At 43.2% G+C, this 23594-nt stretch carries 19 protein-coding genes; 11 read left to right on the forward strand and 8 right to left on the reverse strand.

What is annotated here, in order from left to right; translation table 11 throughout:
* Positions 1 to 272: 272 nt before the first annotated feature.
* From MNR06_RS13815 to MNR06_RS13825, 3 genes are read left to right on the forward strand one after another with little or no spacing between them, the layout of a single operon-like run.
* A complete protein-coding gene (locus MNR06_RS13815; RefSeq protein ID WP_243536949.1) occupies positions 273 to 1094 on the forward strand; it encodes a chorismate-binding protein in 822 nt (273 codons plus the stop codon).
* Complete coding sequence (gene menD, locus MNR06_RS13820) at positions 1091 to 2662, forward strand: 2-succinyl-5-enolpyruvyl-6-hydroxy-3-cyclohexene-1-carboxylic-acid synthase (protein WP_243536950.1); 1572 nt, start codon at positions 1091 to 1093, stop codon at positions 2660 to 2662. The genes MNR06_RS13815 and menD overlap by 4 nt, the downstream gene beginning before the upstream one ends.
* Positions 2659 to 3408, forward strand: coding sequence for an alpha/beta fold hydrolase (locus MNR06_RS13825; protein WP_243540790.1), 750 nt, complete (start codon positions 2659 to 2661; stop codon positions 3406 to 3408). Before menD ends, MNR06_RS13825 begins: the two co-directional genes overlap by 4 nt.
* On the opposite strand, the gene MNR06_RS13830 is transcribed toward MNR06_RS13825, so the two are convergent.
* The 4 genes from MNR06_RS13830 to MNR06_RS13845 all read right to left on the reverse strand — a co-directional run bounded on the left by MNR06_RS13830 (position 3397) and on the right by MNR06_RS13845 (position 7234).
* Entirely contained in the window at positions 3397 to 4248 is an 852-nt protein-coding gene (locus tag MNR06_RS13830) for a S1 family peptidase (RefSeq protein ID WP_243536951.1), read from the reverse strand. The genes MNR06_RS13825 and MNR06_RS13830 overlap by 12 nt on opposite strands.
* Before the next feature lie 92 nt (positions 4249 to 4340).
* Positions 4341 to 5174 carry a S1 family peptidase gene (locus MNR06_RS13835; protein WP_243536952.1) on the reverse strand — a complete coding sequence of 278 codons (834 nt, stop codon included), beginning with the start codon at positions 5172 to 5174 and terminating at the stop codon, positions 4341 to 4343.
* A gap of 124 nt (positions 5175 to 5298) precedes the next feature.
* On the reverse strand, positions 5299 to 6246 hold the full coding sequence (pip, locus tag MNR06_RS13840; protein ID WP_243536953.1) for a prolyl aminopeptidase: 948 nt from the start codon (positions 6244 to 6246) through the stop codon (positions 5299 to 5301).
* Positions 6247 to 6316: 70 nt separating this feature from the next.
* Positions 6317 to 7234, reverse strand: a complete 918-nt coding sequence (locus MNR06_RS13845; RefSeq protein ID WP_243536954.1) for a YihY/virulence factor BrkB family protein — start codon at positions 7232 to 7234, stop codon at positions 6317 to 6319.
* Positions 7235 to 7562: 328 nt separating this feature from the next.
* Here MNR06_RS13845 and MNR06_RS13850 point away from each other — a divergent pair, with 328 nt between their 5' ends.
* The gene (locus MNR06_RS13850) at positions 7563 to 8849 is read left to right on the forward strand and encodes a response regulator (RefSeq protein ID WP_243536955.1); all 1287 of its coding nucleotides are present in this window, start codon (positions 7563 to 7565) and stop codon (positions 8847 to 8849) included.
* Between the two features lie 61 nt (positions 8850 to 8910).
* On the opposite strand, the gene hmgA is transcribed toward MNR06_RS13850, so the two are convergent.
* The 3 genes from hmgA to add are packed head-to-tail and all read right to left on the reverse strand — an operon-like array spanning position 8911 to position 11847.
* A complete protein-coding gene (gene hmgA, locus MNR06_RS13855; protein ID WP_243536956.1) occupies positions 8911 to 10191 on the reverse strand; it encodes a homogentisate 1,2-dioxygenase in 1281 nt (426 codons plus the stop codon).
* A 45-nt stretch (positions 10192 to 10236) separates the two neighbouring features.
* Positions 10237 to 10830, reverse strand: a complete 594-nt coding sequence (locus tag MNR06_RS13860) for a DUF6624 domain-containing protein (RefSeq protein ID WP_243536957.1) — start codon at positions 10828 to 10830, stop codon at positions 10237 to 10239.
* Positions 10831 to 11847 (reverse strand): adenosine deaminase, encoded by a 1017-nt coding sequence (add, locus tag MNR06_RS13865; protein ID WP_243536958.1) that lies wholly within the window; start codon positions 11845 to 11847, stop codon positions 10831 to 10833.
* Positions 11848 to 11916: 69 nt separating this feature from the next.
* On the opposite strand from add, the gene MNR06_RS13870 reads away from it, so the two are divergent.
* Together MNR06_RS13870 and MNR06_RS13875 are read left to right on the forward strand one after the other, a co-directional pair.
* A complete protein-coding gene (locus tag MNR06_RS13870; RefSeq protein ID WP_243536959.1) occupies positions 11917 to 13950 on the forward strand; it encodes a transketolase C-terminal domain-containing protein in 2034 nt (677 codons plus the stop codon).
* Positions 13951 to 14150: 200 nt separating this feature from the next.
* Positions 14151 to 15755, forward strand: coding sequence for a methyl-accepting chemotaxis protein (locus MNR06_RS13875; RefSeq protein ID WP_243536960.1), 1605 nt, complete (start codon positions 14151 to 14153; stop codon positions 15753 to 15755).
* Between the two features lie 63 nt (positions 15756 to 15818).
* Here the strand turns inward: MNR06_RS13875 and MNR06_RS13880 are convergent, their stop codons facing one another.
* Positions 15819 to 16310: a chemotaxis protein CheW gene (locus MNR06_RS13880; protein WP_243536961.1), complete on the reverse strand. Its 492-nt coding sequence runs from the start codon at positions 16308 to 16310 to the stop codon at positions 15819 to 15821.
* Between the two features lie 207 nt (positions 16311 to 16517).
* Here MNR06_RS13880 and MNR06_RS13885 point away from each other — a divergent pair, with 207 nt between their 5' ends.
* From MNR06_RS13885 to MNR06_RS13905, 5 genes are all read left to right on the forward strand, one after another.
* Complete coding sequence (locus MNR06_RS13885) at positions 16518 to 18542, forward strand: chemotaxis protein CheA (protein WP_243536962.1); 2025 nt, start codon at positions 16518 to 16520, stop codon at positions 18540 to 18542.
* A complete protein-coding gene (locus tag MNR06_RS13890) occupies positions 18539 to 19399 on the forward strand; it encodes a CheR family methyltransferase (RefSeq protein WP_243536963.1) in 861 nt (286 codons plus the stop codon). Before MNR06_RS13885 ends, MNR06_RS13890 begins: the two co-directional genes overlap by 4 nt.
* 10 nt (positions 19400 to 19409) lie before the next feature.
* Positions 19410 to 20465, forward strand: a complete 1056-nt coding sequence (locus MNR06_RS13895) for a protein-glutamate methylesterase/protein-glutamine glutaminase (protein ID WP_243536964.1) — start codon at positions 19410 to 19412, stop codon at positions 20463 to 20465.
* 109 nt (positions 20466 to 20574) lie between these two features.
* Positions 20575 to 21366: a S1 family peptidase gene (locus tag MNR06_RS13900; protein WP_243536965.1), complete on the forward strand. Its 792-nt coding sequence runs from the start codon at positions 20575 to 20577 to the stop codon at positions 21364 to 21366.
* 66 nt (positions 21367 to 21432) lie between these two features.
* Entirely contained in the window at positions 21433 to 23562 is a 2130-nt protein-coding gene (locus MNR06_RS13905) for a prolyl oligopeptidase family serine peptidase (RefSeq protein ID WP_243536966.1), read from the forward strand.
* Positions 23563 to 23594: the final 32 nt, after the last annotated feature.

Consider the following 23594-nt stretch of genomic DNA (forward strand, 5'->3'; position numbering starts at 1 on the left):
CTTTAGTGGAACGGCAGAATAGCATAACGCTCTCAGGCATTACAAACTTTTTGGAAGCAGGGGCCCTCTTGCGCCATGAGAGCCAATGGATTCTTATTGAAGGTCCCTTCAAAGCCGCCTCAGATGCGAATAATGATGAATTTACAGTGTTTTGCCCTGATTTTTACGATCTTCCATCAGGTTCTTTTTGGCGGGGCGCGCGAACTTACAGGCTTTCCACCCCAGAGTTCCACCAGATTTTGCAGGAATTCTTAAAGCAATCTCCCAGTAGTGTGCCCCCCTTACTGAAAGCGTCTTGGCAAGAGCCTGCAAAAAACGACTTTAGCAAAGCCCTTTTGCAGATCCAAAAACGCATTCATGACGGAGAAATTCAAAAAGCCGTGCCCGTTGTTTTCGCAAGATCTTCACAAAAAGTTTTGCGCGAAGAAAAAGCACAGATGATTTTGAGCTTACTGAAAGCGCCGGCGAATCTTTATGTCTATGGTTTTTGGCAAAGTGAAAATGGTCTATTGGGGGCGACCCCGGAAGTCTTATTTGATTATTCAAACCAGGTTTTAAAGACCATGGCCCTAGCTGGAACCTGTCCAAAAAACGAAGCTGCCCATCGAGAAAGTCTGCTGGCTGATAAAAAAGAAATGCAAGAACACGGCCTTGTCTTAGAGGATATTTTAGAAGTGCTAAAAGACTTGGGTGAAGCGAAAACCCGCGGGCCTTACATTGCAGAACTGCCGACTTTGTATCATCTAAAAACGGATATCGAGATTCACTGCAACCAGGATCCTGACTTTATCTCGCTAGTAAATAATTTGCATCCAACCCCTGCTTTAGGGGTGGCTCCGCGCGGGTTCGGTTACAAATGGATGAAGGAATTGCCTGGCCAGGAAAGCCGAAAAGCATTCGGGGCACCCTTTGCACTTTTGACTCGCAAAGAAGCTCTCTGTCTTGTAGCCATTCGCAATTTACAGTGGAATAATACCGAATGCATGATTGGTTCAGGTTGCGGGGTGCTTGCTGCCAGCGAGCTTGAACGGGAATGGCAAGAGTTGTATCAAAAACGTCTGTCTGTAAGAAAGATTTTGGGGCTTGAAGCATGACAAATATGGAATTAGCAGGGAAGGTCATTCAAGAGCTGGTACGCACCGGAGTGAGAGAATTTATCCTGTGTGCTGGCGCCAGAAACAGCCCCTTAGTTAACATCCTTGATGAAAATAAAAACCTAAAAGTGTATTCGTTTTTTGAAGAACGTTCGGCCGCTTTTTTTGGTTTAGGTCGTATTGCTAGCACAAGAAGACCTGTTGCCATTATCACGACTTCAGGAACGGCGGTTGCTGAATTAATTCCTGCAGCTGTAGAAGGAACTTATTCTTCGTTACCGTTGATTATGGTCACAGCCGATCGCCCAAAACATTTCCGCGGAACAGGGGCTCCACAAACCATTGAACAAGTCGGAATCTTTTCTTACTACAACGAAGTGGCGTTAGATTTAGATGCGGAAAATTCCCATCTATCATTTAAGTCTTTGTCTTGGAAAAAACCAATTCACGTGAATGTTTGTTTTGAAGAGCCCTTACTTGATGGCCCCATTCCAAAAATTGAAATCCCAACTGTATCAGAACGTACGAAGCTGCCAGGGCAGTTGCCATTAGGGACGTTAAAAGAAATGGAAGATTTTTTAAATACTCACCAGCCCTTAGTGATGGTGGGTATTCTTCCGGAAAAAGCCCATAATACCGTTCTAGAATTTCTAAAACAGTATAAGGCACCAACTTATTGTGAAGGTATTTCTAGCTTGCGTGGTCACCCAGATTTAAAAGATTTTGAAATTCGCTCGGGCGAACAAATGATTCACAGAGTTTTCAAAGAAGGCATTTGTGATTCGGTTCTAAGAATCGGCGGGGTGCCAACGACACGTTTCTGGCGTGACTTGGAAGATAAATATAAAAACATTCCGGTATTCTCTGTCAGTTTTAATCACTACACGGGCCTGAGTCGTCCGGTTGAGCATTGCAATTCGTTAGATCTTTTAAGTCAGGTAGAGTTCACTCACCCGCACCGTGAAAACGTAAAACTTAATATCGAAGATTTGGCGCTTGCTGAAAAAGTGCGTGCGCTTTTAATGAAGTACCCTAAGTCTGAACAGGGTTTAATTTTTGGTCTTTCATACAAAATGAAGGGCGGATCGGTTTACTTAGGCAACTCGTTACCGATTCGTGAATGGGATTCTTGTTCAGCCCATGAATCAATGCCAGTGCGTGTGGCGGCCAATCGTGGCGCCAATGGGATCGACGGACAGATATCGACGTTCTTAGGTTGGGCCCATCCGGAAACTGAAAACTGGTGCTTAGTAGGCGATCTAACGGCGATGTATGATTTATCGTCACTTTGGGCAACTTCTCAACTTGATGCGCGCAAGCTCCGGGTTGTTGTTATTAACAACGGCGGAGGTCAAATTTTCTCGCGTATGTTTAATAAAGATATATTTATAAACAAACATCAGATTTCTTTCGAATCATGGGCTAAGATGTGGAACTGGGATTATCAGAAATGGACTGAGATTCCAGATACCACACAGTTTACCGATCGCCAGGTGCTTGAGATAGTGCCTGACTGGGATCAAACTCAAAGTTTCTGGAAGGAATACGAGGCCCTTTGGAAAGAGTGAACCTGTTTTTACTGCATGGATTTTTAGGAAGACCCGCTGATTGGTCTTCTGTAAAGGGCTACTTAAGTCTGAATGAAAATCTAAGAATTTTTGTTCCCGACTATTTCAAAGAAGCTTTATTAAATCCTCAACACAGTTTTGAAAGTTGGGCAGAAAACTTCACGCGCTGGGTGGATCTGCAGGGATGTTCTAAAGATAAAAACATTCTTGTCGGGTACTCGCTTGGTGGCAGGTTAGCACTTCATGCCCTTAAAAATAGACCACAACTTTGGACGAAAAGTTTATTTGTTTCCACGAACCCCGGTTTCAATGACCAATTAGCCACTTTTGATCCAGAATCACCAGAGCGAAAACAAAGATGGATTAATGATTCATACTGGGCCGAAGAATTTTTAAAAGCCCCGTGGGAATCGGTGTTGCGCAACTGGAACTCCCAGGCTGTGTTCAGTGGGGGCTCTGAAGAACCAGCGCGATTAGAAAAAGATTATTCTAGAGAAAACCTAAGCCTTGCCCTGACCCAGTGGTCTTTGGCGCAACAACAGAACATGCGTCCGGTGTTACAAAACCAAGCCGAAAAGGCTTTGTGGCTTGTGGGCGAAAGGGATGAAAAGTTCTTAGATCTTTCGCGCCGTCTGGTTCAAGACATCCCGAAATTAAATGTGTCGGTGATACCAGGGGCTTCCCACCGTGTGCTTTTTGATTGTCCGAAACTTTTAAGCGAGAAGATCTTAAGCTTATTGGCTTAGTTTTTCAGACTGTTCTTTAATCCACGGCATATATTTTTTGATGTTCATGTAAATCGATTTTTCTGCACATAGATCTTTATTTAGCATAAAGGCTTTACGTTCTTCTTCGGTCATTTCAACCGGAGTCGTCCAAGAGATGGCAGAAGCAATACCAATCGCGTAATCGTTATTTTTATAGCGGAAAATCGCCGGGCCCCCAGAATCACCATTGCAGATGCCTTTAGCAAAAGTTTGGTTTACATAAAACTCTGACTGATCAAGGCTGATACTTTCGATTTTAGTCTGAACATGGCGAAGGTAACCCGTGCCATAGTTGGCTTTGGGGTTTATGTCAGACTTTCCGGAAATGCGCCCATAACCAGTAGCTATGAACTCGTTACCAGCCACAATGTCTAAATCCTCTGGCGGAAGTGCGATTGGAAAGTACCCAGTAGGAGCAGTGTTCACCAAACGAATCAAAGCCACGTCATGACGGTTGGTCCCATCTTTTTTATAAAGTTCATGGTGAATCGCAGAGTGCACATCACGTCTGATGTAATTGCCATCCATAGGACGAATGCCGAAAGCAATAGTCATATCTTTTTCATTAATACCAAGACAGTGGGCGGCGGTGAGGATGATGTTTTTTTTAATTAAAAAACCGGTGCAATGGGTGTTCGTTGATTTATTATAAATAAGCGCAACGTTTTTAGACCAAGATTGATCTTGAGTCGATTGAGAGCCGCCGATTATCCCAGCGTCTGGAAAATTGCTTAGCTCAGAACTTTGCACGCCACAGCCGATGTTCATCGACGCTAATACGAAGCAAAGCAGGATGCTGAAGAACGACCAAGTAAGCATAATTCCCCAAATTGTGAGGTGCCAAAATAACAAAAGGGCCGCTATTTAGGTAGCAGCCCTTTTTGATTTTGAAAAAAATTTTTAAATACGAATTATTTAGAAACTTGCGGAGCGGTTAAGGAAACCGAAAGCTTTTGGGCCATGCGGTTGATCCATACTTTGTAATATAACGCGCTTGTGTATGCTGAGTATTTAGAGCAATCGTTGTCTTCGTCGTTAACACCGCGGCTTGTAACTCCCCAAAGGTAGTATTTGCCTTTAACTTCAACATACGCAGGGCCGCCAGAGTCACCGTGGCATGCGCCTGTGCCTTGCGTTTGATTTAATTTTACTTCTGATACGCTGTACAAAGGATCTTCAACTTTGACTGAAGTCATTTTCAAAGTACCAGCACCTTCACCAGTCACGCCATTCGTGATGCCGTAACCTGCAAGCACTACTGTTGAACCGCGTTTTAGTAAAGACTTTTGCGAAGCCGCTAAGAAAGTTGCGGGTTTATAGCCAGCAGGAACAGTTCCTGTGAAATGCAAGATCGCGATGTCGCCCGTATTTTTTTCTTTTAGTTGGCGAGATGGCCAGTACGGAGACACTTCAAGTTTATCCACTTTGCGACGTTCACTTGTTGCTGAAAGTGAAAGATCAAAGAAAACATACATTTCTTCAGTATAAGCACCCACGCAATGAGCTGCTGTAAGAACTAGATTATTTGGAAGTAAAGAGCCTGTGCAAAGTTGGCCTTCTGCTGCATCGTAAACTGCAACGATGCTTTCAGTAATTTTATCGCCAGCTTGAACCACTGACCCGCCGATAATAGCGCTGTCTGCCGTTTCGATTAAATTTGAAGTTGGATTTTGATTTTGTGGAGCACACGCTGTCAGCGCCAAACTTGAAAACAAACCTGCTAAGAACAACTTATTTCTTTTCACAGTAATCCCCCCGAGTTACGCCAATCACCCCTGATCGCGTGAAAGCCAATAAACCCAATTTGGAACCACTTTACAAGATTATAATACTTATGCCTGCCATAAGCAGGCACAGTTGATGAATTCTTTACAGTGTTTTGAAACTGTCAGTCGCTTCTATTAGAGCTGAGCGGGTTCCAGGTTCAGCAGCAGCGTGGCCCGAGTCAGCGATGAATGTAAATTTTGCTTCTGGCCATGCTTTATGAAGATCCCACGCCGAGCGAGCCGGGCAAACCACATCATAGCGACCTTGAACAATCGCGCACGGAATGTGACGAATGCGCTGAACGTTTTCAAGCAGCCAGTTGTCGGTTTCAAAAAACGCGTTGTTTGTAAAGTAATGGCATTCAATGCGCGCAAAACTAAGCGCATAATCAGGATCATCAAAATCGTCGATCGCATTTTGATCAATGATCAATCTTGAAGTTGCTGCTTCCCACTTGCTCCAAGCTTTGGCGGCCTCTAAGCGAATCTCTGAGCTGTCGTGGGTCAGGCGTTTATAATACGCAGTCACCATATCATGTCGTTCGTTTTCAGGAATGGGTTTTAAATATTCATCCCATACGTCAGGGAAAATTTGCGAAGCGCCCTCTTGATAAAACCATTTAATTTCAGAAGGACGGCAAAGAAAAATCCCACGTAAAACTAGCGCCCTCACTTTTTCTGGATGAGTTATCGCATAAGCAAGGGCTAGCGTTGAACCCCAGCTACCACCAAACACAACCCACTTGTCGATGTTTAAATGAGTCCGTATGGTTTCAATGTCTTTCACTAAGTTCCAGGTGGTGTTTTCACGAAGCTCAGCGCACGGCGTGGACTTTCCTGAGCCACGTTGATCAAATAAAATAATTCGATAAGCCTTGGGATCAAAGAAACGACGATGGTCAGGGGCGATGCCGCCGCCGGGACCGCCATGAAGAAAAACCACCGGGCGACCTTCAGGATTTCCGCACTCTTCAAAGTAAAGAGTATGAAGATCGGAAACTTTCAACATGCCTTTATTATAAGGTTCAATCACAGGATAAAATTCACGCACGGGGGCCTCCCTTTTTTCAAAGCTAGAGGCTAATCCCGGGTGAAGTTCATTGTCAAAGTGCTGTGCGTGACTAGTGGAAAAGATCGCGACCGTCGCGGTGAGATTCGGCTTGTCCGTAGACCTCGCCTCTTGTTTCCGCTAAATAGATTTTATTGATTTCGTTGGCGATTTCTGCGCTGATAAAAATAATCAAAGACGAATAAAAGACCCACATTAAAAGTAGAATTAAAGAACCCGCAGCGCCATACATATTGGCTGTGGCGCTTTGTCCAAGATAGATCCCGATCAGATGTTTACCGATGGTGAACAGAAAAGCAGTCACCAGTCCTGCGACGAAAGCGATTTTTGGTTTAATTTTTATTTCCGGAACAAAATAATAAATAGCACCGAAAACAAAACTGAAAACGACCTGAGAAGCTAGGAAAGCAAGGGCTTGACCAAGGAAAGCTTCCCCTCCTTGAAAAATCACAGCTATCGCCGAAGATGCGACAAGCGAGATTACTGAAATCAAAACGAATGTCAGAACCATGCCCATGGTGAATACTTTTTCTTTAATAAAATCGTAGGCTGATCTTAGAAAAGATTTTTTCTGTTCCTTTTTGGGTTCACATTGGTCTGCTGTTTCAAAAATAACATTTAAAGAGGCTCGCAGTTGACCAAAGATGGCCCCGGCAGAAAAAAGGAGGGTTAATATACCGGCAATTCCGGCAACATTACGCGCAGTGGGAGTTTTGTCTGCATTTTTCGCAATAACACCAATAGTTTCACCGGCTTGTTTCCCTACCAGAGCTTGAATTTGCGCAATCAACTCGTTCTTAAAATCCTCTCCTAAAAATGACACCCCAAAAATTAAAATAATAAGCAAGGGTGCTAGGGAAAGGGCTGAGTAATAAGATAGGGCTGCGGCCATATCCATAAGTTTATCTTTGCTTAATTTGTCTGTGAATTCTGAGCTTTTAAGTTGGTTAATGACTTGTTTGATTTTCATAACCAAAAACTAACAGAACAGGTTTTTCGGGGCTGCCAAAAATGACTAGAAGTGGCTAGAAACATGGGATGGCAATTATCACTTTAAAACGGTTTTTCCCTCTGAAGTTGCAAATCAGATGCTTGTTTATATAAGGATTACGTACTTTGTCGGAATAATGATTAAGTTCTTGTAGGGAACCAGTCCTCAGACGGAATGCCTTTGATATTCTTAATTTCGCTGTGTTAGTTGTGTTGAACGAATTCACAGATTTTTTTCGGACTTATTGTTAGAACACAAATTTATACACTTCGACATCGTCGCTGTGTAACTGACACGTAAGGTGAAAATGGAAAATAATCAGCTCATTGATTCAGCTAATCAGGGTCGTGCAGGAGAGTTGCTTGAACAGCAACGCCTTCTTATTCGCTCTCATTTGCGGGAATTAGAGGTTCTGAAAAGATCTGCTGAGGAATCAAACCTTGCTAAAAGTCATTTCCTGGCAAATATGTCCCATGAAATCAGAACGCCGCTGGCGGCAGTTCTAGGTTTCGCTGATGAACTTCAGCAAGAAAACCTGACTGATTCTGAACGCAAAGATTATCTTGCAGCCATTCGTCGCAATGGCGAAATGCTGATGCGTCTGATCGACGATATTTTAGATCTTTCTAAAATCGAATCGCAAAAAATCGAACTTGAAAAGTCCACTTTCGTTTTGCATGAACTGCTTGATGATGTGAAAAAAACATTAGCAAGTAAGGCAGAAGAAAAAAGAATTCAGCTGACCGTAGATCTTCCACAGAACCTTTCCTTTTACGGCGATACCTTGCGCATAAAACAGATTCTTTTGAACATCATTGGTAACGCTGTGAAGTTTACTGATTGTGGTGGAGTGCACGTGCGCACGCAAATCTTTGATGCTCTTGACACCGGAAAGAAAAATACCACAAACGTGATCTTCACGGTCAGCGATACGGGCGCGGGTCTTTCTATTTATGAATCACAAAAATTATTTCAACCGTTCACCCAAGCTGATGTTTCGGTGACCCGTAAATTTGGCGGCACGGGGTTGGGCTTGGTGATTTCTCGCCAATTAGCGCGTTTGATGGGTGGGGATTTGCGTTTAGTGCAATCCCAGGTCGGCGTAGGATCTGTTTTTGAAATCACTTTAAATTTAGAAACTCAAAGCCAACAGGCGGAAAAAAAAGAGGCTCTTGGGACACCGGTAGCGACTGAGATGAAAATCAGTTTATCTGGAAAGACGATCTTGGTTGTTGATGATGTCAGTGACAACCGCTTCTTAATTGAACGCTATCTAAAAAGCCATGAGGTGAAGCTGCTTCAAGCTTCAAACGGCCCAGAAGCCCTAGAGTTGTTTTCAAAAAATAAGGTCGACCTTATTCTTATGGATATTCAAATGCCTTCCATGGATGGCCATGAGGCGACCCGCAGAATCCGCAAAAATAATATCGATATTCCCATTATCGCGCTTACAGCCCATGCCATGCGTGATGAAATTCATAAGTGCATGAATTCTGGCTTTGATGCGGTTTTAACAAAGCCCACTCGACGCCACGAACTGATAGAGCTTTTGCAAAAATGGCTTTGTAAACCGTCTAAAAAAACCGTCCAATAAAAAAAGCGCAGGTATTTAAACTTGCGCTTTTTTATAGTTCTATATTTTTCAATGTAACGACTTATTTAAAGTTCTTTTTAAAATCCTGCCAAACTTCTTGATAGTCTTCCTGCAGGAAGTTTTTTGTCATTGCAAAGTCGGTCACCATGTAGGGGATGCGAGATTCAAACATAAAGGCCATGGTGCCGTCGATTTTAAATGGTTTTAACTCTGCTGCAGAAGCCTTTTCAAAAGCCTCTACGTCAGGTCCATGGGCCGAATAAAAGTTATGAAGACTGCCGCCGCCAGGGCCGAATCCTTCTTCTTCTTTTGCATCGTAAGTCCCATAAATCAGACCCATGTATTCACTCATACAATTGCGATGGAAATACGGAGGTCTGAAAGTATTTTCAGCCACCATCCAACGTGGCGGGAAGATCGCAAAGTCGACGTTGGCGACGCCGGGTGTATCGCTGGGTGAAGTAAGCACTGTGAAAATTGACGGATCTGGATGATCGAAGCTTACGGTATTGATGGTGTTGAATTTACGTAGATCATATTTAAAAGGCACATAGTTCCCGTGCCATGCAACGACGTCCAATGGAGAATGGCCCATTTCTGCTGACCATAATTCGCCGTTAAATTTTCCGATCAGTTCAAACGGCCCTTCAAGATCTTCAAACGCTGCTACCGGGGTCAAGAAATGACGACGGTGAGCCAAACCATTTGCGCCAATCGCACCTAGTTCAGGTAAACGGAAGGGGCTACCAAAATTTTCAGCGATGTAGCCTTTGCAGTTCCCTGGTTTTAACGGATTGACTTGAAATTTCATTCCACGAGGAACAAGAACGATTTCACCAGGCTCAGCTTCAATGAAGCCAAGTTCTGTCTTTACTTGCAGGCTTCCTGATTGAGGTACAAAAAGAAAATCACCATCAGCATTCATTAGGTATTTGTTCTGCATACCTTGGTTGAATGAATAAAGATGAACTTGAAGGCCGCGTTGCTCGTGGCTCATCCCTGTGCCGCATACAGTACGGATACCTTCAATAAAGTTTCCGCTTTCTTCTTTCAAAGCATTCCAACGCATTTGATTTGGATTGATGTGCAAAGGTTTAAAGAAAGTTTTTAGTGTAAGCTCTTTTAAAGGTTTGAAAGCCTTATGCATGACCGAGGGACGAATGCGGTAAAGCCAAGAATAAAGATTCGTGTGGCGGGGAGCTGTGAAAGCAGAACCACTTAATTGTTCTGGGTAAAGCCCCATAGGAGCTTTCTGTGGAGAGTTTTGATCAAGTGGCAAAGCGCCCGTGCGCGCCTCTGAAGAAAAATGATTTCCAAAGCCTGAAAGATATTTGTTTTCCATGCCTCTATAATCAACTCGAACGCTAAAAAGTCAATCAGGGACAGGTCAATTCGTGCGCCAGCCAACCTTTTTCGTCCACTCTAGGAATTCAGCATGTCGCTTCACTGGATCGGTGGGGTGGAAATCACCGAGTTTTTGAGTGATGACCAGGCTTTCTAATGGGAATAGATTCATTTCGGCACGGCGTTTATTTAAGTTTTCTGGATCTTCAACATCGGTGACGCGCAAAATTCCGTTTTCATCCCAGTCGCTATTTGTGCCATAGATCTGCTTTCTTCCTTCGTAAAAACGAATGCGGTCCATCAAGAAAGCCACATACATTTTTGGCACCCGGCCGTCTTTCGCTAGATCCACTAAGACTTCTTCTTGTGCTCGCATAAAATCAGGCCAGCTAATGGCATGAAGAACAATTCTTAAGGCAGCCACGCAAGCTTCTTCACCCACTTCGCCAATAGTGGGAAAGCCCTTGTTCAGTTCAATCAGCTCTTTAAGTCTTTTGGCGTTTCTTAAGTGAACTTTCTCCATCTGGGGATGATATCCGTGGAAAAGTTCACCGGTACTTGCTAGCGCTTCACGCACGACTTCATCTTCGCGCATTAGATGTAATAACTCTTCAGGCAGATTTAAACTTTCGTTCACTTAAAAGAAATCCTTTTTAAACTGATTTTTTTCGCTCTCAGAAATAAAGCTCGCGTTGAAAGCGATCTGATTGCAACGGGCAAAGTCAGCTTTGGTAAAGCCATGCACTCGGTGCAAGACTTCGTAATCATCACTTAAGGTTGTAGCAAACACGCCCGGATCATCCGAGTTCACTGTGACTTGCACTCCAGCTTCCATCAATTTTCTGATCGGATGCTCTTCATAGGTTTTAAAACTTTGCGTAAGGTAGTTGCTGATCGGACAGATTTCTAAGGGAATCTTTTTTTCTTTTACAAAATTTAGTACGGCAGGATCATTGATGATTTGAATGCCGTGACCAATGCGTTCTGCGCCTAAAATTTCAATACTGTCTTTTACCCACGGGGCTGAATTTGGTGTTTCACCTGAATGCACCGTCAAGTGAAGGCCCGCTTTTTTCGCTTTTTGAAATAGCGGTGCAAAGATTTTTGGATCAAAGCCGTCTTCGTTGTCAGCAAGATCTAAAGCTACAAAAGAACCTTTTTTATCAATGGCGAAGTCAACGACTTCAGCGGCGACATCGTAGGATTTAATTCTTTGCACGATGCAGATTAATCCCACGGCCATGGGATAAGTTTTTTTTGCTAACAAAACGCCTTCAGCTAAAGAGCGATGGATCTTTTCAAAATTAAGTTCGCTATGTCCATCGGCGATAAAAGTAGGGGCGTAGCGTAGTTCTAAAACGCGGATGCCATCGTTAAAAGCGTCTTCGCAGGCTTCATATGCGATACGAGTTAGAATCTCTTCACTCGCTAAGACTTTTTGTGCGTTTAGAAACTTATTTAATACCGATCCCAGGTCGGTCATCGGCCCGGTGATTAGGAATTGGTCCTTCTGCCCTTGAACCGTGTCGGCCAAGGGGATTCCGACTAGGGGCGCAAGCTCGATCAAGGTGCTCCAACGCACTGAGCAGTCAAGATGGCGATGTAAATCCACTTTGATTAAGTCGCGAATATTATGGGAATAGAGTTTTTCCATGTTTAACGCTCCCGGTAAGCTAGCCAGTTCCCTTTACCCATTTGGGCTTCCAGAGTAAAACTTTATCCTATGACAGAACCCATCCAAATCAAAACAAAACTCGCGGGGAACCCTTCTCAGGAACCTCAATTTAAAACCTATGTCAAAAGTAAAGACGGACGACAAATTCCTGTTGTAGATCCACGCTCAACACGTGCGCTTGTGTCTTTGATGGACATGAATGCCGTCCTCGGCGGTGCAGCTTCACATTACGGCGGCCCTGCGGCGTTTGCTGAATTAATGTCTGCACTTCATGGTTTTGTTTTTGATGAAGCGACGAAATCAAAAAAACAATGGTTTGATATGTTCCACATCGTCAACGATGCCGGTCACTGTGAAAACGGACTTTACGCATTGAAGGCCAACTATCAAATGGCGGGCTTGAACCTAGATAGCCTTAAAAAATTCCGCTCCATTGAAAGCGGACTGACAGGACACGGTGAAGTTCACTGTTTTGCTGAAGGTGTGTTTGTTTCTAACGGTCCGTTGGGTTCAGCGTTTCCTCAGACGCAAGGTCTAGCGATGGGTGAAGCCCTTTCAGGGCGTAACCGTGTAACGGTCACTGCGATTTCTGATGGCGCTTGTATGGAAGGTGAAGCGAAAGAATCTTTCGCAGCCATTCCGGGCTTAGCACAAACCGGTAAGATGGGTCCTTATGTTTTGATCATCAGTGATAATAACACCAAATTGACGGGCAGAATTGATACCGAGAGTTTCTCTATGACTCCGACATTCTTGTCTTTGAAAACTTTGGGTTGGAATGTGATTTCATTGGCAGAAGGCAACGATTTACAGAAATGTTACGATGCCATTGAGTCAGCGATTGAGACTGCGAAATTAAATCCAAAAGTTCCGGTTGTGATTCATGCTAAGACTGTTAAAGGTATTGGCACAAAGAAAACAGCAGAGTCAGCAAGCGGTGGTCACGGTTTCCCACTTAAGAGCCCAAGCGAGCTTCCTGCGTTTTTAACTGAGATTTATAACGGCGAAAGTTTCCCGCCAGTTTTCAATTCATGGATTGATGAACTTAATAAATGGGAAGCAGACATCAAAGCTAAAGCAGTGAAAGACACGGGCGAAAAAATTCAAACAGGTGTTTCAGCTGCGATGGTGCGCGCGCGTAAAGCGGGTTTGCCAGTTTTAAGCGTGACTTCGGATCTTCCAGGTTCAACAGGTGTTGCTGGTTTTCGTAAAGAATTCCCGCAAGATTCTATCGACGTGGGTGTTGCAGAAAGTAATATGATTTCTACAGCAGCGGGCTTATCTAAGTTGGGTTATATCCCAGTTGTAGATACCTTCGCGCAGTTCGGTGTGACTAAAGGTGCGTTGCCATTAACAATGGGGGCCCTTTCTGAAGCGCCAATCATTGCAATCTTCTCGCACACAGGCTTTCAAGATGCGGCCGACGGGGCTTCCCACCAAGCTTTAAGTTATCTTGCTATGGTGTCTTCAATTCCCCACGTGGATGTGTATTCACTTTCTTGCAGTGAAGAAGCAGATAATTTGGTTTATGCGGCGATGGAAAATTTCGCTAAAGCTCGCCAAGAAGGATCAGTTCCAAATTCTTCGATCTTCTTCTTAGGTCGTGAGAACTTCCCAAAATCTTACGTGACTCCAGCGGCATACGATTTGAAAAAAGCGCAAGTGTTGATAGATACGACGAACGGTAAATCTAAATCTGTGACGATTGCGACGACCGGTTCATTAGTTCCGCAAGCTTTAGCAGCTGTACAAACTCTAGAAGCTAAAGGTGTTGGCGCTGTTGTTGTAAACTGCGCAAACATGAACCATGTGGATGTTGCGACATTAAAAGGTGCGGTTGAAAAAACTCAAGGTCATCTTGTCACCGTAGAAGATCATCAAGTTATTGGTGGCTTTGGTCAGATGTTGTCCCATGCTTTGTTGCAAGCGGATGCTAAGTTCACACTTAGAAGTTTGGGTGTGCATGGTGAGTTCGGGCAAAGCGCTTACACGGCATTAGAACTTTATAAAAAACATAAAGTGGATGCGGGCGCGATCGTTGATGCCACAGCTAGTTTCTTTCAAAAAAGTGGCGCTTGGTAAATAAAAGCCCATACTTTCTTTAGTAAATTCATTCTACAATCGTAGGAAAAACCGAGCAGTGTTTAGGCCAGAAAACCTAAACACTGCTTACATAGGTTAGGTTTCTGTACTTTCAGTAACGTTGAACCTCTAAAGTTCCCTGCTTAGCTACCCGAAGTATGCCTCACGTTCGGATAACTATCATACAGAGCAGGGACAACATGTTTAGTTCAATCAGTCTTAAAACTAAGCTTCTATTATTATCGTGTTTTCTACTTTCCATCAGTGTGGCGGTGGGCTTCACATCCAATATTTTCTTTCACAAAGTCACTTCAGAATATGATGTCATCGCTGACGTCTCTATTCCGAAATTTAAACTGACTTATGAAATGATGCTCGATTACCGCTCGGTACGAATTAACTTAAGAAGTTTTAGCTTCACAGACTTAACCCCGGAACAAGCCAAAGAGGCTTGGGGTAAAGTGCAGGCTGCTATTCATGATTATGAAGAAAAAGAAAAAAAGTATCTTAAATATCTAATCTCTCCGCAACAAAAAGAGCTGTATGAAAAGGTTCATATCACTTGGCAGGAATACAGAACAACGGGGGAAGATGTTTTTAATCTTTATAAACAAGGGACGCCTGAAGCCCATGAAAAGATTCATGACATTTTAATTAAAGACGGACCTGAAAAAGCCAAAATTTATACTGAGGCTATGGCAGCCTTGCTTGAATACAATGACAAAGCCATGAAGGCTAGCATCAAGACAGCGAAACATGATTCGCAAATGGCTGATTACTTTATTATTGCAATTATCGCTATCGGCGTTCTTTTTGGTATGACGATGGGATACCTGGTTTCACAAAAAGTTTCTAAAATAATCGGTGCTGTGGCAAGTGAACTTGCTTTGGGATCAAACCAAATACAGCAAGCCTCAACGCAAATTTCTGAATCTTCACAAGGCCTTTCACAAGCAGCCACCGAGCAGGCAACCAGCCTCGAAGAAACCGTTTCTACCATGGAGGAAATCACAGCCATGGTGAAATTAAATACTGAAAATGGAAAACAAGCAGCGGCTTTGGCTTCGAGCACTAGGGATGTGGCCTTAAAAGGCGAAAAAGAAATCAAAACCTTAATTGATGCAATATATAGCATTTCCGCAGATTCACAAAAAATCGAACAGATCACAGCCGTCATTGACGATATCGCTTTTCAAACAAACTTACTTGCGTTGAATGCAGCGGTAGAAGCAGCAAGAGCGGGTGAACAAGGAAGAGGTTTTGCGGTTGTTGCTGAAGCAGTTCGCTCGTTAGCGCAAAGAAGTTCCCATGCTGCTAAAGACATCACGGATCTTATTAGAAATAGTGTGGAAAAAATTGAAAACGGCAGTAAACAAGCAGCGCAAAGTGGACAGGTGCTTAGTGAAATCGTGACGTCAGTTAAAAAAGTCGCGGATCTTAACTTTGAAATTGCGAACGCGAGTGAAGAGCAAAGTACAGGGATTATGCAAATCAATAAGGCTTTGACTCAATTAGATCAGGTGACTCAGCATAATGCTGCTTCTAGTGAAGAGGCTGCAGCTTCTGCTGAAGAACTTTCGGTGCAGGCCACATCCTTGGTGGATATCGTGCATACACTTGAAGATTTGGTTTTTGGTAAAAATGGTGAGACAGAGGTAAAGAAACCAGCGGTTGAATCGGCTGCAAAAGCCAGGAAAGTTGTTTCCAATGTCCATCAATTAAGAACAAAGTCGAAGGCGGAAACAATAATCCCTTTCGGGGATGTAGATGCGCCAAGAAAAGTTGGCAGTATTGATGGTTTCTAAAATAAAAAATCCCCTGTCAAAAACAGGGGATTTTTTTATGCATAAATTTGTTTTAAATGCGGATTAAGCTGCTTCTTCAGCGGCAGTCATCACGCTCATTTGACCCATCTGATCCATTGAGAATGCAGATACGATATCCACCAAGATCACAACCTTGCTATCAACTTTACCCATGCCGCGAACAAAAGACATCGCAGCCTGGTTACCCAAAATTGGAGCGGGTTCGATTTGTGAATCTTGAAGATCGACAACCTCTTTTACCGAGTCAACAATCATACCTACTTGGCCAATTTCAGTGTCGATAACGATAATACAAGTGTCACGTGTAGAATCTTGGGGAGCCATTCCAAATTTGATACGCAAGTTCACTACAGGAATGATTTTACCACGAAGATTCATAACACCCTTTACGTAGTCAGGTGTGCGCGGAACGGGAGTGATTTCTCCAAATTGATTGATTTCACGGACGGTTTCGATCGCTACACCGTATTGTTCTGACATAAGTTGAAACGTAAGATACTGCCCGGGTTTCGCTTTTGTTGATGTGTCGTTCATACAAGACCTTTCCAAAATGATGACCAGCTACTCTTCGAGAAAAACTGCTTAGGACTTTAGAAGATTTAGCTCTTTTGGCTAGAACATGAGCACGGCTCGGCCAAGAATCATGGGAGCGCTCGCATTCTGAGATTCTATACCTTTGGTGCGGTTACTTCGACTCAAGTTGTGCCGACTAGTTAGCTGATCAAATTAACGGAGCGTCTTATGAGTGATGAAAATGATTTTTTCGTAGAACTGCAAGCTGACTTTCTAAGCGAATCTGCCTTCATGCTGGAACAGTATGAAGAATCGATGATGAAGCTAGAAAATAGCCAAAATCCTGCAGAAGATTTAACTGATATTTTTCGTGTAGCCCATTCAGTAAAGGGTGGTGCGGCAGCAGTAGGTCTTTCAGATTTAAGCAAGTTTGCCCACGTGATGGAAGATCTTTTAGATCTTTTGCGTTCACGTCCTGAGCTTGTAAACTCTAATATTATTTCCTTGTTGTTGCGTTCAGGAGACGAACTGAAAAACCGTGTTGCGTTCTTGCAGCAAGGTCAATGCGGTATGTGGGATACATCAGAACTAGTTAGCGAACTGAAAGTGGCGCTAGCAGATCTTGGTGGTAAAGAACGTAAAGAAATGGTGAACGTTGAAGATCTTGAAATTAAAGAAACTGTGCCTGATGATTTTTTTGATGTTCCGCCTGCAGATATTCCTATGGCCACGGCAAGTGCAGAATCAGAAGATCACACCAACCATGAATTGTTAGCAGAACTATTAGCCCAATTATCCCCTGAAGATCAGGCTGAGTTCATGGCTAAAGAAGCTGCTGAAAAAGTAACAGCTGCTCCAGTTGAAGCAATTGCTGTAGCTGAAAAATGCACTCCGAAATTAGAAGTTAAACCAGAACCTGTGCTTAAAGTCGTTCAAGAACCGGTAGAGCCACAAAAACCCAAAGCTGCATCTAGCGGCAATGGTGGCGGTGGTGCAAACAAGGCTAACGGGAAATCGCAAAATAGTGCGATCAAAGTGGATACGGGCCGGGTTGATTCCGTATTAGATGCTGTGGGCGAACTTGTGGTTTTAAAAAACCAGCTAGTTCACGATGAAACTGTTCGCAGTGGCGTGAACCTTCGCTTAGAAGCTATCGTTGATCAGCTAGATAAAGCGGTGCGTGAGCTTTACGAAAAAACCCTAAGCATTCGCATGACGCCGTTAAAGTCCATGTTTCTTAAAATTCAAAGAATCGTGCGCGATGTTTCTATCACTTTAGATAAGCCCGTAGATTTGCAATTAATCGGTGAAGACACAGAGGTTGAAAGAACCGTGTTTGAGCTTTTAGGTGATCCTTTAGTTCACTTGGTCCGTAACTCTATGGATCACGGTGTAGAGAAAAAAGATGTTCGCCTAGAACGTAATAAGCCGGCCGTTGCAAAAGTGGTGGTATCTGCCCGTCAATCGGGTGGTAACGTTATTATTGAAATCATCGATGATGGTGGTGGTATTAACCGTGAAAAAGTTTTGAAGAAAGCCATTGAAAAAGGTTTTGTTCCTGCAGGTGTTGATCCAGCGACGATTCCTGATGAACAAGTATTCCAATATATTTTCTTCCCAGGCTTTTCTACTGCCGATAAAATTTCAGACCTTTCTGGTCGTGGAGTTGGTCTTGATGTGGTGAAATCAAACCTTGATAAAATCAATGGTAAGATCAATATCTTTTCTAAAGCAGGACAGGGCTCGACGTTCCGTTTAACTATTCCATTAACGACTGCAATCACTGACGGTATTATTGTCGCGTTAGATGGCGCAAGATACATTCTGCCGATTCACTCCATTCGTGAAATCGTGCGCGTGCAACCGAAAGACTATACCAATGTTTCTGGTGCAGGCAAAGTGGCAAGCATCCGTGGCAGTCTATTACCGGTGATCGACGTCGGTGCAAGCCTAGGATTTATTAAAGAAGCATTTAACAAAAAAAATGATTCTTTTGGGCAAAGAAAAGAAAACTCTTTAAGTGCCCGACGCGAAGAAACAATGCTTGTTATCATTGAATCTTTCACAGGCCAGGTGGCTTTCCCCGTGGACGACGTTTTAGGTCAAGCCCAAGTGGTGGTAAAACCAATCACGACAGGCCAAGATATTCCAGAGGTGGCGGGTGCTGCCATTCTTGGTGATGGTCGAACCGTCCTCATCCTAGAACCGGGTGCCCTAGTTCACCGCGCTTCTAAAGGCAGGGGCGTAGCATGACGGCGGTTAAAAAAGAAGCTGTCTCTTTCATAGCGAATTTTGAAGAGATCAATCTAACAGACAAGATGTTTGATAAACTTTCAAAGCATATGTATGAGCTTGCAGGGGTTGATTTACCCAACACTTCAAAGAACCATGCTTTAATTCGTAACCGCATTGTTAAGCTTTTACGCCGTCATTCGTTAAAATCTTACGAAGAATATTGGGCACTTCTTGAAAAGGGGGGGCCGCAAATCACTTCAGAATTTATTTCTGCATTAACGACGAACATGACTTCTTTTTATAGGGAGTCTTCGCATTTTGATTTTCTTTCAAGTGTTTTGCCGACCCTTTTAAATAAATTCCCTGCTGAACTTCGTATCTGGTGTGCGGCAGCAAGTACTGGGCAAGAGCCTTATACAATCGGAATCACGGTGAATGAGGCTTTGCAGGCCAATGCAAAAAAAGTGCGCATCTTAGCAACGGATATCGATCTTGAGGTTCTTAAGAAAGCTTCGGCCGGGATCTATGAAGAGCGTGAAATGCAAGGTCTTAGCCCAGTGCTAAGACAGAAGTACTTTCAAAGCCAAAAAACCAAGGAAGAGTATTTCAGAGCCCAAGATGATCTTCATTCGATGATTCGTTTTGCTCCGTTTAATTTGATGAATCCAAAATTTGAATTTCAGCACAAGTTCCATGTGATCTTTTGCCGGAATGTTTTGATTTATTTTGATGAAGCAACAACCAAGCGCGTGATTGAGAATTTGACATCGTGTTTGGCTCCGGGTGGTTACTTGATTTTAGGTCACTCTGAATCAGGCAATGTTAAACACCCGCAGTTAAAACCGATGTCCCGAGCGGTTTACCAAAAGCTTTAAGGTGGTAAGTATGGCGCAAAAAATTCGAGTTTTGATAGTGGATGACTCAGCGGTTATCCGTAAAATGCTAGAAAAGATTTGCAGTTCATCCCCAGATATTGAAGTGGTGGGAACTGCTTCTGATCCCTATATCGCTAGGGATAAATTAATCGCATTAAAACCTGATGTGATGACCTTGGACGTAGAAATGCCACGCATGGACGGAATTAGCTTCTTAGAAAAAGTCATGCAGCATTTTCCTACTCGCACGATTATTTTTTCTAGTTTAGCGAAGACAGGGTCTGAAACTTATTTTAGAGCGTTAGAGGCCGGTGCGATTGAGATCCTAGAAAAACCTTCTTTGGATGTCAGTCAGACTTTACAGTCTTTATCGCAGACTATTGTTGATAAAATCAAAGCGGTGGCGAAAGCCCGTTTGCAGTCAACAAAACCTGTTTCAACCGTGGCTAAACCTGCCCAGACTTCAACTTCTTTGGCGCGAACGACCCATCAATTGATTGCGGTTGCTTCGTCAACAGGTGGAACTCAAGCATTGAAAGTGTTCTTAAGTGGAATGCCTGCGGATATCCCAGGAACTTTGATTGTGCAGCACATGCCGCCAGGCTTTACGAAGTCTTTTGCGGATAACTTAAACGCTATGTTTCCGTTTGAAGTCAAAGAAGCTGAAGAAGGTGACCAAGTTGTTCCTGGCCGGGTGCTTATCGCGCCGGGGAACTATCATATGGAAATCGTGCGCAGTGGAGCTTTCTATCACGTGAAACTTCATCAAGGCCCGGCACTTCACAGTGTCAGACCTGCTGCTGATTACTTAATGAAATCCGTTGCTAAATACGTAGGTAAAAATGCTTTAGGGGTTGTTTTAACCGGTATGGGTAAAGACGGTGCAGAGGGTTTACTTGAGATGCAAAAAGCAGGTGCATACACAGTCGTACAAAGTGAAGAAACTTGTGTCGTCTATGGTATGCCCGGCGCTGCCGTGGCCCTAGGTGCGGCTGATAAAATTTTGCCGCTAGATAAAATTGCTGGTGATCTTTTAGAGTGCGTTCGTCAAAGGAATGCCGCTTAATTTCGTTCTAATCCCCTTTTAGACAAAAAGGGGCCAAATCTGTCTATGAATACAGTAGAGAATAAGTTTTAACTGCTATAGAAACCTTGCCTATCAAAGCGAGGTTTCTATGAAAAAATTAGTTCTTATAGCTGCATTATTTTTAACGGCTTGTAGCCCGCAAAATTCCAAAGATTTAGAAGTTGACACTGAAAGCACCGGTATAGTTGGTGGCGAGCAGGTTGAAAGCGCATCTGCTGTGGGTCGAAGCACGGTCGGTCTTTATGATTCTAAAATTGGTTATATCTGTTCTGGAACTTTGATTGCTAAAAATTTGATTCTAACAGCAGGTCACTGTGTTGATCCGAAGTCTCAAAATTTAGTGGCAATCTTTGCCCCTGAAATGAAAAAAGCAAAAAAAGAACACATCCGCAAAGTGACGAAGTGGATTGTTCATCCAAATTATTCCACCGAAATCGTAGAGCGTGATATGGCCGACATCGCCATTGTTAAAATTGAAGGTGAAGCACCAGTAGGATTCCAAGTGGCTCCGTTATTGTTTGGTTCTCAATTAATTCAAAATGATGTGCGTACGATTGTTGCGGGTTACGGCCTTAATTGGACAATTGGTTTAAAGCGCGGTGCAGGGACGTTACGTACTACGACTTTAACAATTGATAAGGCTTATTATTCGCAAACAGAAGCGTTGTTAGGTCAGTCACTTCGTCGGGGTATATGCAGTGGTGATTCAGGCGGACCTGCTTATGTAAGTATAAATGGTCAATTGCACGTATGGGGTGTGGCAAGCCGTGGTGACTCGTTACCAGGTTTCTTAACTCCGAAATGCATGCTGTTTTCAGTATTCACTCGTGTCGATGCTTACCAAACTTGGATTGAACAATCTATTACTGACCTAAACTAATTCGCATAGACAGATTTTAAAAACAATGGCGATAATAGACTTCTTGGAAACTTTAAGGAGTCTATTATGCCACTTCCACGCTGGTCCTTATTCTTTTTGCCCCTTTTATTTGGCGCTTGCAAAACTAAACCAGTTCAAGAACACCATGCAGATTCTGATCCGTATCTTTATCTAGAAGAAGTTGAAGGCGAAAAGGCCTTAAACTTTGCGCGAAAAGAAAATCAAAAATCTTTTGATCATTTTAAATCCTTACCGCAGTTCCCTGTCATCGAATCAGAAGTGCGTAAAATCATCTTAGCAAAAGATCGCGTGCCGGGAGTATCGCTTAAAAAAGGCGAGCTGTTCAATTTCTGGCAAGATGAAAAACATGTGCGCGGGGTCTGGCGCAAAACCTCGATCGCCAATTACAAAACGGCGGATCCCCAATGGGACGTGATCTTAGATTTAGATGAACTTGCTAAAAAAGAAAATGAAAACTGGGTGTGGAAAGGGGCTTACACCTTACCGCCGAAGCACGAAAAGGCTATCGTCTATTTATCACGAGGTGGAAAAGACGCCACCGTCGTGCGAGAGTTTGATTTAGTAAAAAAAGAATTCGTGGCGGATGGCTTTTACTTAAAAGAAGCTAAGAACAATATTTCTTGGAAAGATGAAAATACGGTCCTGGTAGGTACGAATTTTGGTAAGGATTCTTTAACAGATTCCGGTTACCCACGAATCACCAAAGTTTGGAAGCGCGGCACCCCTTTAGAACAAGCAGAAATAGCATTCGAAGCAGAACAAACAGATATGTCAGCCTATAGCTATACGATTTTTAATCCTGAAGGAAAATATGTCATCCACACCCGACGTATTGCTTTTTATGAAAGCCAAGATTGGTATGAAGATGATTCGGGTAAAGAAATTTTATTGCCGATGCCCGATGATGCGGAATTTAATGGTGTCTTTAAAGCCCACTTCTTATTTATTCTTCGCTCTGATTTAAAAGGTTTTAAAAAGGGCAGCCTTGTGGCGTTGCCATTAAAAAATATCAACGACGGCGAAAAGGCTGTTGATTCCTTGCAATTGATCTTTGCGCCAACAGATAAAAAATTTATTAATTATGTCAGCACGTCTAAGAACTATTTATTCATTCAAGCATTAGATAACGTGCTAGCAAAGTTTATTAAGGTTGAATTTAAAGAACCAAATGTGTGGACCCAAACTCCGGTTTCACTGGGGGCCGCTGAAGGCATGGCCCACATTACTTCGACTGAAGATGAACATGACACTTATCTTGCGCAGTATGTGGACTTCTTTACACCACCGTCCATTTACATAGGTGATGCTGGTGATAGCAAAAACCAATTTGAAAAAATCAAACAAGCGCCGGAACGATTTAATGCTGCAGGTTTAAAAACAGAGCGTTTTGAGGCGATCAGTGCTGATGGAACTAAGATTCCTTATTTCGTCGTTGGTAAAAAAGACCTTAAGATGAACGGCAAAAATCCAACCTTGCTTTACGGTTACGGTGGTTTTGAAGTGGCGATGCAACCTACTTATTTAAGCGTAATCGGTAAAGCTTGGTTAGAACGTGGCGGAGTTTATGTTTTAGCAAATCTGCGCGGCGGAGGTGAGTTTGGACCAGACTGGCATCAATCGGTATTAAAAGAAAATCGTTATAAGGTTTATCAAGATTTTATTGCGATCGCTGAAGATCTTATTCAAAAACAGATTACTTCGCCACAGCACCTAGGAATTAAAGGTGGATCTAACGGTGGTTTGCTGGTTGGTGCTACGTTCACGTTAAGACCTGAATTATTTAAGGCGGTCTTATGCCAAGTTCCATTATTAGATATGATCCGTTACCACAAGCTTTTAGCTGGGGCGAGCTGGATGGCTGAATATGGAAGTCCTGATGATCCAAAAATGCGCGAAGCTATTTTAAAATACTCGCCTTATCAACGAGTAAAAAAAGACACCGTTTACCCGGAAGTATTTTTTATGACGAGCACCAAGGATGACCGCGTTCATCCAGGCCATGCCCGAAAGATGGTGGCTAAGATGAAAGATCAGGGACACAATATTTACTATTATGAAAACATCGAAGGCGGACACGCTGGCAGCGCGAACTTAGAACAAAGTATTCTTTGGACAAGTCTCGAGTTCACGTATCTGTGGGATAAACTTGGATACTTTAAGTCAAAGGTCCAGTAGAAGCGTGTTTAAGAAATGCCGAAAAGAATTTA

The organism is Bdellovibrio reynosensis (genome assembly GCF_022814725.1).
In the GTDB taxonomy this organism is placed as follows: domain Bacteria; phylum Bdellovibrionota; class Bdellovibrionia; order Bdellovibrionales; family Bdellovibrionaceae; genus Bdellovibrio; species Bdellovibrio reynosensis.